General features: G+C 69.8%; 5 protein-coding genes. 1 reads left to right on the top strand and 4 read right to left on the bottom strand.

Going from position 1 to position 12,311, the window contains the following annotated elements; all coding sequences use genetic code 11:
• The 4 genes from AB0N31_RS35740 to AB0N31_RS35725 form a co-directional block, all read right to left on the bottom strand.
• Window positions 1-1,491: condensation domain-containing protein (locus AB0N31_RS35740; RefSeq protein WP_366062706.1), on the bottom strand; the 1,491-nt coding region annotated here is incomplete at its 3' end.
• Window positions 1,492-1,539: 48 nt separating this feature from the next.
• Window positions 1,540-8,283 (bottom strand): amino acid adenylation domain-containing protein, encoded by a 6,744-nt coding sequence (locus AB0N31_RS35735; protein WP_366062705.1) that lies wholly within the window; start codon window positions 8,281-8,283, stop codon window positions 1,540-1,542.
• 248 nt (window positions 8,284-8,531) lie between these two features.
• Window positions 8,532-9,821, bottom strand: a complete 1,290-nt coding sequence (locus tag AB0N31_RS35730; protein WP_366062704.1) for an MFS transporter — start codon at window positions 9,819-9,821, stop codon at window positions 8,532-8,534.
• 113 nt (window positions 9,822-9,934) lie between these two features.
• Window positions 9,935-10,549 (bottom strand): helix-turn-helix domain-containing protein, encoded by a 615-nt coding sequence (locus tag AB0N31_RS35725; RefSeq protein WP_366062703.1) that lies wholly within the window; start codon window positions 10,547-10,549, stop codon window positions 9,935-9,937.
• Between the two features lie 315 nt (window positions 10,550-10,864).
• On the opposite strand from AB0N31_RS35725, the gene AB0N31_RS35720 reads away from it, so the two are divergent.
• Window positions 10,865-11,872 carry an IS701 family transposase gene (locus AB0N31_RS35720; protein WP_366062702.1) on the top strand — a complete coding sequence of 336 codons (1,008 nt, stop codon included), beginning with the start codon at window positions 10,865-10,867 and terminating at the stop codon, window positions 11,870-11,872.
• Window positions 11,873-12,311: the final 439 nt, after the last annotated feature.

Genomic DNA, 12,311 nt, shown 5'->3' with positions numbered 1-12,311 from the left:
GAGCTGGTGAATCGTCGCCGTGTCCGGATACGGACCCGACACCCCGTTCCACTCGACCAGAACCTCCCGCCGCTCCCCCACCGTCAACATGTTCAGCTCGGACAGCCGCGCCCCCGGTGCGGCCGCCACCGACGCCGCCAGCGTCGTGAAGTGACCGGCCAACCGCTCGATCGTCGCCCGCTCGAACAGATCCGTCCGGTACTCCAGCACCGCGCGCAGGCCGTCCGCCGACTCGACCGCCGTGAGCGTCAGGTCGAACTTGGCGATGCCCCGCTCGATCTCGACCGGCTCGGTCCGTGTGCCCGCCAGCTCCCATGTCTGGCCCTCCGCGCTGCCGGGCGCCTGGAGGACGAGCATCGTCTGGAACAGCGGGTTGCGGGACGGGTCCCGGTCGGGGGCCAGCTCTTCCACGAGGCGTTCGAAGGGCAGGTCCTGGTGGTCGTAGGCGCCAAGCGCGGTGTCCTTGACCCGGGCCAGCAGCTCGGTGAAGGCCGGGTCGCCGGACAGGTCCGTGCGCAGGACCAGCGTGTTGACGAAGAAGCCGATCAGGTCCTCGGTCTCGGCCCGGTTGCGGCCCGCGATCGGAGTGCCGACCGCGATGTCGTCCTGGCGGCAGTAACGGGCCAGAACGATCTGGAACACCGCCAGCAGCGCCATGAACAGACTCGCGCCCTGCCCGCTCGCCGTCGCCCGCAGCCCCTCCGCCACCTCCGACGGCACCGAGAAGGTGACCACGTCACCGTCACCGCTCGGCAGCGCCGGACGCTGGTGGTCGGTGGGAAGCTCGAGCGGCGTGACCCCGGCGAGGCGCTCACGCCAGTACGCCAACTGCCCCTCCAGGAACTCGCCGCTGAGCTGCTCCCGCTGCCAGACGGCGAAGTCCCCATACTGCAGGGGCAGTTCGGGCAGCGACGCCTCACGTCCGGCGACGGCGGCCCCGTACAGCTCGCGCAGCTCGCGGGCCAGGATCCCGGACGACCAGCCGTCCGAGACGATGTGGTGCAGCGTGATCAGCACGTACTGGTCGTCGTCGGCCACGCGCACCACGTCGACCCGCAGAAGCCGGCCGCCGTCCAGCTCGAACGGCCGTGTGGCCTCGGCGCGCAGCACCTCGCCCGCGCGGGCCTCCGCGTCCGCTTCGGTCCGCAGGTCGTGGACGGTGACGTCCACCGGCCAAGGTGCGGTGATCACCTGCTGCGGTGTGCCGTTGTCGTCCGCCGGGAATGCCGTCCGCAGCACCTCGTGCCGGGCCACCAGACCCGACAGTGCCGCGCCCAGGGCGGCGACGTCCAACGCGCCGCGTACCCGCAGCACCGTCGGCACCAGGTATTCGGCGCTGTCCGGTGTCAACCGGTCCAGGAACCACAGCCGCTGCTGCGCGAACGACAGCGGCAGTGGTCCCGCCTTCCGGTCGGCGCGTACGATTCGGGTCGCTTCCGCGCGCCGCCGCATGCGTGACAGCAGCCGTGCCTCGACCGAATTCTCGCCCATGATGTTCCGTCCTCTTCCGTCTTGTCGCGTGGGCAGGGGGCCGCTGGTTCAGGAATCCTGTTCCTGCGCGTCGAACAATTCGATGAGCTGTTGCTTGATACCGATGACGGTGGGTGACTGGAAAAGGCGTCGCAGGCCGATGCGTACCCCGGTCACCGACTCGACCTGGTTGACGAGCTGGATGGCGAGCAGGGAGTGACCGCCGGCGTCGAAGAACCCCTCGTGGACTCCGATGCGTTCGACGCCGAGTACGGCGGCCATGATTGCGGCGATCTCCGCCTCGATCTCGTCCTTCGGCGCGATGTATCCGGACGTGTTGTCGCCGTCGCTCCCGAGGGTCGGCAGGGCCGCGTGGTCGACTTTGCCGTTCCGGTTGAGCGGCAGTTGCGGGAGGACGGCGAACGCGGACGGCATCATGGCGCGTGGCAGGCGCTCGGCGGCCCATTCGCGCAGCTCGCCGACGTCCACCGTGCCGCCGGGCACGGGCACACAGTAGGCGACCAGCCGCTTGTCACCGGGCGTGTCCTCCCGGACCACCACCGCGCAGACACCGACCGCGTCATGGGTGAGCAGTGTCGCCTCGATCTCGCCGAGCTCGACCCGGACACCGCGCAGCTTCACCTGACGGTCGATACGTCCCAGCAGATCCAGTTCGCCGTCCGCGGTGAACCTGCCGAGGTCGCCCGTACGGTACATCCGGCCGCTACGGAACGGGTCGGCGACGAAACGCTCGGCCGTCAGCTCGGGCCGCCGGTGGTAGCCGCGTCCGACGCTGTCGCCACCGAGGTAGACCTCGCCCAGCACACCCGCGGGTACGGGACGGCGGTCCGGATCCAGGACGTACACGCTCTGATTGACCATGGGCCGGCCCGCGCGGACCGGCCCGGCCGGTTCCGTGCGCGAAGCCCGCCAGTACGTCGTGTCCACCGAGACCTCGGTGGCGCCGTACAGGTTGACGAGGTCACCGGGGAAGCGTTCGGTGAACCGGCTCACCAGCGTCGGCTGGAGCGGCTCGCCGCTGGCGAAGGCGTACCGCAGGTGCGTGCAGTCCCCGGGCCGTACCTGGGAGACGAACAGGTCCAGCAGGCTCGGCACGAAGTGGAGGCCGACCACGCGGTGGGCGTGCATCAGGCGGGACACCTCGGCCATGTCGAGCCGGTCGGAGCCGGGCACCAGCACGACCGTGGCGCCCTGCCACAGGGGCCAGAAGATCTCGTACGCCGAGACGTCGAAGGACAGCGGCGTGGCCTGGAGGAATCCCTCGCCCTCGGCGAGCGGGAACGCGTGCTGCATGCCGGCCAGGTAGTTGACCACTCCGCGGTGCTCGATGCGGACGCCCTTGGGGCGGCCTGTGGAGCCGCTGGTGTAGATCAAGTAGCAGAGGTCGCCGGGTTCCGCGACGGGTTCCGGCGCCTCCGTGGAAAGGGTGTCCGGCAGATCGGCGGGCCGGTCCACGGCCAGCAGGTCCGAGTCTTCGGGCAGCAGGGCGGCGTGCGCCGTGTCAGTGATGATCAGCGGTGCGCCGGAGTCCGCCACCAGGTACGCCAGCCGCTCCGCGGGGTGCTCCGGGTCGAGCGGCACGTAGGCTGCGCCGGCCTTGAGGATGCCGAGCAGCGTCCACACCATGGCGGGCGAGCGTTCCAGGCAGACGCCCACAGGTACGTCCGGGCCGATGCCCGGCACAGTGCGCAGCCGGTGGGCGAGGCGGTTGGCCCGCTCGTCGAGCTGGCGGTACGTCAGGGCCTCGGTGCCGCAGACGACGGCCACCGCGTCCGGGTTCTGTGCCACTCGCTGCTCGAACAGCCCGTGCAGGGTCCCTGCCGGGACGGGCGAGGCGGTGTCGTTCCAATCAGTGAGGATGCGGTGCCGCTCACTCGCGTCCAGCATCTCCACCTCGGACAGCGCGCTGTGCGGGCGAGCGGTGGCCGCGGCCAGCAGGTTGGTGAAGTGGCCGACCATGCGGCGCGCGGTGTCCTCGGTGAACAGGTCGTCGGCGTAGACGACGGCGCCGTCCAGCGTGCCGTCCGCCGCCTCCGCGAGGTACATCGACAGGTCGAACTTGGCGTCCCGTACCGGAGTCTCAACGGGTTCCGCCGACAGACCCGGTAGGTTCCAGGCGTCCGCGCCCGGTGCGTTCTGCAACGCGAACATCGTCTGGAACAGGGGGTTGCGCGACAGGTCCCGCTCGGGGGCCAGTTCCTCCACCAGGCGTTCGAAGGGCAGGTCCTGGTGGTCGTAGGCACCGAGGGCGGTGTCCTTGACGCGGGCCAGCAGTTCGGTGAACGTCGGGTCGCCGGACAGGTCGGTGCGCATGACGAGGGTGTTGACGAAGAAACCGATCAGATCCTCGGTCTCGGCCCGGTTGCGGCCCGCGATCGGAGTACCGACCGCGATGTCCCGTTGCCCGCTGTAGCGGGCCAGCAGCAGCTGGAAGACCGCCAGCAGGGTCATGAACAGGCTCGCGCCGCTCTCGGCGGACACTGCGCGGGCACGGGCGGCGACCTCGGCGGGCAGCGAGAACCGGACCGCAGCGCCGCGTCCGCCGCGCTCCGCCGGCCGAGCGTGGTCGGTCGGCAGCTCCAGCGGCTCCAGTCCGTCCAAGCGTTCTGTCCAGTAACCGAGTTGGCGCTCCAACTGCGCGCCGGACAGCCAGGTACGCTGCCACACCGCGTAGTCGGCGTACTGCACCCGCAGCGGTTCGGGCCCGGACCTGACGGACCGGTCCGAGACGGCTTCCGCATACCGGGCGGACAGCTCGCGCACCATCACGCCCACCGACCAGCCGTCGAAGGCGATGTGGTGCACGGTGACCGCCAGGACGCACTCCTCGTCGGTCAGCCGCACCAGCAGCGCGCGCAGCATCGGTCCGGTGCCCAGGTCAACCGGTCGCAGTCCGTCCTCGCGCAGAATCTCCGCCAGCGCGTCCTCGCGGACGGTGGCGTCGCCCGTCCCACGCAGATCCCGTACCAGCATCCGCACCGGCCGTGCCCGGTCGATCAGCTGCACCGGCGAGCCCGTCGCGTCCGTCCCGAACCGAGTGCGCAGGATCTCGTGGCGCGTCACCACCGCGGTGAACGCGGCGTTCAGGGCGTCCACGTCCAGTGAGCCGCGGATACGCAAGGCGAAGGGCAGCAGGTACTCGGCCCGGCCCGGATCCAACTGGTCCAGGAACCACAGTCGCTGCTGCGCGAAGCTGAGCGGCGGCGGACCGCTGTCACGCGGCACCGACGGGATGCGCTCCGCACCGGTGCCGACCAGCTCCGTCACGGCCTCGGCCAGCAGCGCCGGGGTAGGCGCGCTGAACAGTGTGCGCACCGGGACATCGGCACCGAGCCGCCGGCGCAGCCGCGATACGACCTGGGTGGCCAGCAGCGAATGCCCGCCCAACGCGAAGAAGTCGTCGTGCACGCCGATCCGGTCGACGCCCAGTACCTCGGACCACACCTCGACCACCGTGCGTTCGACGTCCGTACGCGGCGCGCTGTACACAGCGCCCAGTCCGGACCGGTCGGAGGCGGGGACGGGGAGCGCCCGGCGGTCCGTCTTGCCGTTCGGGGTGAGGGGTATGCGCTCCAGCGGCACGAAGGCCGCGGGCACCATGTAGTCCGGCAGGCCGCGCCGAAGGTGGGCGCGCAGCGCACTCGCGTCGAGAGATCCCACGCACACCACGTACGCCACCAGTCTCTGCACTCCGGGAACGTCCTCGCGCAGCATGACGGTGGCGCCGGCGACCGCGGGGTGGTCGAGCAACGCCGTCTCGATCTCACCCAGTTCGACGCGGTAGCCGCGCAGCTTGACCTGGTTGTCCGCGCGGCCCACGAACTCCAGCCGCCCGTCCGGCAGCCATCGAGCGCGGTCCCCGGTGCGGTAGACGCGTCGCGGTGCGCCGTCCACGTCCACGACGGTGAACTTCTCGTCGGTCAGATCGGGCCGGTTGAGGTAGCCGCGGGCCAGTCCGGGGCAGTTGATCCACATCTCGCCCGGCACTCCCACCGGTACCGGCCGACCGTGGCGGTCGACCACGAAGACCTTCACGTTGGCGACCGGCCGGCCGATCGGCACCCGGTCGACGGGCCCGGTGATCCTGGCGGTCGTCGCCTCCTGCGCGGCCTCCGTGGGCCCGTAACCGTTGACCAGAGGCACCGCACAGTGCCGGAACCACTCCCGGACCTGCTCCCGCTGGAGCGCCTCGCCGCCGAGCCGGACCAGCCGCAGCTCCGGGCCCAGCGCGTCCGGCCCGTCCAGGTCGGCGGCCAGCGCCCCGAACGCCGACGGGGTGAGCCACGCCACCGTGACCCGGTACTCGCGCAGCGCCGACGCCAGCCGGCCCGGGTCCCAGGCGTCATCGCGCAGCACCAGAGCGGCTCCGGAGACGAGCGGGGCGAACATCTGTCCCACCGACGAGTCGAACGCGATCGACGCGAACTGCAGGACCCGGTCCTCGGGCGTGAGCTCCAGCTCACGGCACGTCTCGCGCATCCGTGCCCGCAGCGCGCCGTGAGTGATCTGTACGCCCTTGGGACGACCGGTGGAACCACTGGTGTAGATCACGTAGGCCACATCGTCCGGACCGGTCTGCGCCACCGGACCGGCGGAGGCGGTGTATGGCCGCTCCGCCCAGGACCCGTCCAGCAGCAGCGTCGGCGTGTGGGCGGGCAGGCGGCCGGTGTGCGCGGACTGGGTGACGATCAGCGGGGCGCCACTGTCCTCGACCATGTAGGCGAGCCGGTCCGTGGGGTACGCGGGATCCAGCGGCACGTACGCCGCGCCCGACTTGTGGATGCCGAGCAGCGCGCACACCATGTCCACGCCGCGGTTCAGGCAGACCGCCACCAGAGTGCCCGGCCCCGCACCGCGCTCGCGCAGCCGGCCGGCGATCCACTCCGCCCGCTCGTCGAGCTGCCGGTAGGTCAGCCGCTCGGTGCCGCACGTCACGGCTGGCGCGTCCGGGTGGCGAGCGGCCCGCTCCTCGATCAGCCGGGTCACGGTCAGCGTGTCCGGGGCGTCGGTGTCGGAGCCGTTCCACTCGCCCAGGATCGTCCGGCGCTCGGCGGCGGTCAGCATCTCCAGCTCGGACAGCCGGATCTCCGGGGTGGCGCAGGCGGCGGCCAGCAGCGTCTCGAAGTGCCCGGCGAGCCGTACCATCGTGGCTTCTTCGAACAGGTCGGTGGAGTACACGACGGTGCCGTCCAGAGCGCCGTCGGCGGCCTCGGTGACGTAGAAGGTGAAGTCGAACTTGGAGTCCTGAGCGGAGACGTCGAGCTGCCGCACGGTCAGGCCGGGCAGCTCCCACGACCGGCTGTCGGGGGTGTTCTGAAGGACGAACATCGTCTGGAACAGCGGATTGCGCGACAGGTCCCGCTGCGGCGCCAGCTCCTCCACCAAACGCTCGAAGGGCAGGTCCTGGTGGTCGTAGGCACCCAGAGCGGTGTCCTTGACACGGGCCAGCAGCTCGGTGAACGTCGGGTCGCCGGACAGGTCGGTGCGCATGACCAGCGTGTTGACGAAGAAACCGATCATGTTCTCGATCTCGGCCCGGTTGCGGCCCGCGATCGGGGTGCCGACCGCGATGTCCTCCTGGCCGCTGTAGCGCGACAGCACCACCTGGAAGACCGCCAGCAGGGTCATGAACAGGCTCGCGCCGGTCTCCTTGGAGAGCCTGCGGGCGCCGTCGGCCGTCTCCGCGGGCATGCGGAAGGTGAGCATGGCGCCCTTGCCGCTGTGCCGCGCCGGACGCCGACGGTCGGTGGGCAGTTCCAGCGGTTCGACGCCGGCCAGCTGGCCGCGCCAGTAGTTCAGTTGCTCCGCCAGCACGTCGCCGGTGAACCACTGGCGCTGCCAGACCGCGAAGTCGGCGTACTGGAGCGGAGGTTCGGACAGGTCGGCAACCCTGCCCGCAACCCGTGCACCGTACAGCTCGGTCAGCTCCCGCGACAGCACCCCCGCCGACCACCCGTCGAAAGCGATGTGATGCACCGTCAGGGACAGGAGGTGCTCCTCATCGGCCAGCCGGATCAGCAGCGCGCGCACCATCGGTCCGGTGCCGAGGTCCATCGGGCGGAAGCCCTCGGTGTCCACGAGCGCGGTGGCCGCCTCCTCGCGCGCGTGGTCCCCGGCGACGGATCGCAGGTCGTGAACGGCGAGGGGAAGCGGCCGGGGAGGGTCGACGACCTGGCCGGGGCTGCCGTCCGTGTCGCTGATGAAGCGGGTGCGCAGCACCTCGTGCCGGGCCACCAGTTCCGACAGCGACGCACGCAGCGCCGGGACGACCAACGGGCCGCGGATGCGCAGTCCCATGGGAATCAGGTATTCGGCCCGGCCGGGCTCCAACTGGTCCAGGAACCACAGCCGGCGCTGCGCGAACGACAGCGGCAGCGGGCGCCCGTCCCGGGGCGCACGGGATATGACCGGAGCGTCGTCCGAGGCCCCGGCCGCTACCAGAGCGCCCATGACGTCCGCCGCCTTCTCGGCATCGGAGTCGGACGACTCGAACAACCGGCGGGCCCTCAGCAGGGCTTCCTCGGCGAGGAAGGACGCCACTGCTCGCACCGTCAACGGCTCGGGCAACGGCTCCGCACCGAATTCCGAACCGAATTCTTCCGCGATCCGACGGGCCATCTCCGTCACCTGTGAGCGGGTTCCGCCCAGCTGGAAGAATTCGTCCTCGGCTGTAGTCACCCCGACCCCGATCACCGCATTCCACACTGTGGCGATGCGGGCTTCAGCCGGGGAGAAAACGCCCTGCTCGGCCACCTGTCCGGGGGCCGCGGCCATCGTCGGATTCGTCGTCATGTGTTCACCAGTTCCTCGTCGTCGACCGTTTGCGAAAGCCCCTCGGAAACTCAGCCGAATCCGATGCTCGCAGAGCGATCTTGATGAGATAACTGGTTACTTCTGCCCACCGGACGTGGACACTTCTGCCCTTCGGTCGTGGGCACTCGGGTGTTCATCCACCGGGCGGAGTTCTGCACGCCTCGGCGAAGCGGACAGCCGGCCGGGGCGGTAGACCGCCCCGGCCGGCGCCGGTTGCGTCCCGTGGCTCAGGCGGCTGCCCTGGTAACTTCCGCTCCGGGATCAGAAGCCGTACCAGCCGTACTCCGGTTCTCGTGCGCGGTGCTGACAGGGCTTGCTTCAGATACCGTCCGCTTGCGCATGTCTGTCCACTCCCGGTTCAGGGCCGGCACGCCGATGGCGACGAGGTAGAGCCCGCCTACGATCCACAGTGCACCCGAGGTGCCCACCACCGTCACCAGTCCCGCGCCCAGTAGCCCACCGAACGGGATGCCCGCCCAAGTGACGGCCTGAGCCAGGGTCTTAACCCGTCCCAGCAGCGGGGTGGGAATCAACTCGTACGTCACGGCCCCGACAATTGGATTGACGAAGCCAGACCCCAGGCCGCCCAGCGCCAGCACCGCGAGTACCAGCCACAGTGGCGCGCCCGTGGCCATGGCCACGAAGCGCGGGACGCCGCCCAGTGTGAAGCCGATCAGGTAGACGGTGCGCCGTGGCAGCCGCTCGCCCACTCCCGCGGCCACGAGCGCGGCGACGATCGACGTCGCAGCGAAAACGCTGACCACCAGGCCCACGGCCTCCGCGCCATTGCCCGTCTCCTTCGCCCAGACCGGCAGCAGCACGGACATGAACGCCTGGTCGAGCATATTGGTAACGGCGAGCATGCACACGATGGACCGCAGCAATTTGGCATCGCGCAGAAAAACAGCGCCCTGGCGCAGCCGCGAGAAATAACCCTCGGCCTCCTCGACCGGCGTCTCGTGCGGCTCGGGCGCCGGGTCGCTGAGGGTGGTGGAGACCACCAGCGCCGACACGCCGAACAGGCAAGCGGTGATCCACAGGGCGTAGAGGCTGCCGAAGGAGGCGACGACTACGCCGGCGATAGCCGGCCCGATGGTCGTCGCGGTCCGCTCGACTGCCGCTGACAGGCCGGTCCCCCGTTCCAGCGGCACTCGGGCCGCGCGGGTCGCCGCCGGCACGAAGAGCCCCTTGGCCCCGTTGGCCGGGCCGTCCGCCGCACCGATCACGGCCAGCAACCCCAGGAGCAGGCCGAAGGACAGGTGTCCCGTGAGGTAGAGCAACGGGGCGGCGGCCGTCGCAACAGTGGAGGCCACGTCGCCGGCGACGCTGATGCGCTTGGGACCGACCCGGTCGATGATCGGCCCGGCCAACGCCTGGGCTATCACGTACGGCACGATCTGGCAAAAGGCGACCAGACCAGTCTTGCCTACGCTGCCAGTCGTCGTTAAGACGAACCAGGGCAGGGCGATGGAGAGCACCCGGTTGGCCGACAGGGCCGCCGCATTGGCCGACAGCATCCCGACCAGTCCGCGAAGAACCCGGGGCCCTTCGTTCGGAGCGTCCGGAAAAGGCGTTCGTGTACCGCTGTCCGCCGCCTGCTGGTCGGCTGTGTGCCGAGAGGTCATCTTTCTCACTCCGAGTCTGGGGGGTGGGAGATGTGCCGGTCCACACTGGTGGGGAACAACTGGAACTGGAAGGCGACCCTCGCCGCGCCCTCGGGAAGCGGCGAACCCGCCGGTTCCGGGGAGGAGTTGCGCCGGCGGAGCAGTCGGTGGATGTCCGCCGACAGCTCTTTGGCCTCGGCGGGGGTGAGCGTGAGCACGTAGTCGCCGAAGTCCTGGGCTTCGCGCCATTGCGGCGACAGCGAGGCGGTCGCTTCGATGGCGGTCGTCATCGCGTCGGACCAGACCCTGCCGAGGGCATGGAGGTAGGCGATGCCGAGCCCCTCTTCGCCTGCCAGCACCGAGTCGTCCGGTACGACCGTATTGACATGCGCCGCCTGCCACCAGCGCTCACGGCGGCCTCCCCGAGACGGCGCCTCGACGATGAAGCCGTACTCGGCGAGCTGGCGCAGGTGATAGCTGGTCGCGCCGGTGTTCTGGTCCAGCCGCCGGGCAAGCGTGGTGGCCGTGGCCGGCCCCTCTGTGCGCAGGACAGTCAATATCCGCACGCGTAGCGGATGTGCAACACCCCGCAGGTTGCGAGCGTTCAGTTGGACCTGAGAGGGCTGCTCGGGTTGTTCCATGAATCCCAGATTAGTTGACACACACTTCTTTGCACAGAGTTCTGTGCATAGATTTCTGTGCGTTTGATGGATGACCGATTCCCGTCGGTACGCCGCCTGTTGGCTGCGACACCTCGACACCCCCGCCTGTCCGTTCCGGCATGCGGGCCCGACAAGCGTCGATGCCGCTCGGGCGACTCCCTCTGGCCATCACTCCTCGGCAACTCGGATGATCGCGCGGCCGAAACCCACTGCCGGAAGGCGAAGGCAGCGGCCGCGCTAGTACTGCAACGGTTCTTGCCGTGACTGTTGGCCAGGTCGTTCGTTGGTGTGGTTATGGGTGGGGACCTTGCTGGTGTCAGGTTGTGGGCGGGTGAGTTGGACCGGCTGCAGGAGCGGTTCGCGCATCGGTTCAACAGGACTGAGCCGCGGGAGACGGCGCTTGCCTACCTGCGGGAGCTGATCGCTCCGCTGGAGCGGAAGAACGGCTGGACACTGGCCGAACAGGCAGGTCACGCGGCTCCGGACCGTATCCACCGGTTGTTGAACCGGATCGAGTGGGACGCCGATGAGGTCCTCGACGATGTGCGGGACTATGTCGTGGAGCACCTCGGCGACCCGGACGCCGTCCTGGTTGTCGACGACACCGGATTTTTGAAGAAGGGTGTCCGTTCGGCCGACGTGCAACGGCAGTACTCCGGGACCGCCGGACGGACCGAGAACTGCCAGATCGGCGTCTTCCTCGCCTGTGCCACGAGCCGCGGACGCACGCTGATCGACCGCCGGCTGTATCTGCCCACGTCCTGGACGGACGACCGGGAGCGCTGCCGACGGGCGGGCATCGGCGACGAGGTGGCCTTCGCCACGAAGGTGGCCTTCGCCACGAAGGTGGCCATGGCCAAGGCGATGGTCCGCAAGGCGATCGCCGACAAGATTCCGTTTCGGTGGGTGACGGCGGATGCCGCCTACGGCTTCAGCAAGGGCTGGCGGTTCGAGCTCGAGCAGGCCGATGTCTTCCACGTGATGGCCACCACCCGGCACGACACCGTCGTCACCCGCTTCGCGCTCGACCACCCCGTCCACGATCTGTTTCCCGGTCTGCCTCGGCAGAAGTGGAAGCGCCGATCCTGCGGCGAGGGGGCCCACGGCCGACGGATCTACGACTGGGCCCGCGTCGAGGTGCGGCCCTGGCACCGCGAGGACCGCCGGCACTGGGTGATCGCCCGCCTCACCGACCGTCGGCCCACCCCGATCGACCACATCCTCCACTGGTCGACATGGCGCCGACGACGGCAGTATCAGGCGCGGCTGAGTTACTACAAACGACGCGGACACAGCCCCTGACAACTGCCCAACACTCAGAACAAGCACCGTTGCAGTACTAGGACCTGATGGGAAAGTGCTGCTCACAGCCACTCGTCGAGGACGGCGACCAGCACGGTCGCCTCGTAGCGGACGCGGTCGGCAGGGGCCGGCACGGTCGCCTTGATCTTGCGTCTGCGCAGGTGGGCCCGGTTGTGGCGGGAGTCGTACGTCTCATCGGCACGCCCCCGGTCCGGGTGCCCGCGGGGCCGCCCTCGCCCTGGTCAGGACACCCGGATCGCTTCCAGAACCGGCTCGAACCGCGTCGATTCACCCCGCTGACCGGCCGTGATCGCGATCCCGCAGAGGGTGATCGTCCACGACCAGGGCATCCGCACCTCCCTGTTCCGCCCGCCGTACTCGTCCTTCGCCGACGCGATGGACGACAAGTCCTGGCCGGTCACCGAGTACATCGGCTCGC

The organism is Streptomyces sp. NPDC051051, assembly GCF_040682975.1.
GTDB lineage: Bacteria > Actinomycetota > Actinomycetes > Streptomycetales > Streptomycetaceae > Streptomyces.
This window is presented reverse-complemented; position numbering and strand designations above follow the sequence as displayed.

Coding starts and splice junctions, on each gene's coding strand:
- AB0N31_RS35735 (WP_366062705.1), bottom strand. CDS start 8,283: ATGACGACGAATCCGACGATGGCCGCGGCCCCCGGACAGGTGGCCGAG.
- AB0N31_RS35730 (WP_366062704.1), bottom strand. CDS start 9,821: ATGCTGTCGGCCAATGCGGCGGCCCTGTCGGCCAACCGGGTGCTCTCC.
- AB0N31_RS35725 (WP_366062703.1), bottom strand. CDS start 10,549: ATGGAACAACCCGAGCAGCCCTCTCAGGTCCAACTGAACGCTCGCAAC.
- AB0N31_RS35720 (WP_366062702.1), top strand. CDS start 10,865: ATGGGTGGGGACCTTGCTGGTGTCAGGTTGTGGGCGGGTGAGTTGGAC.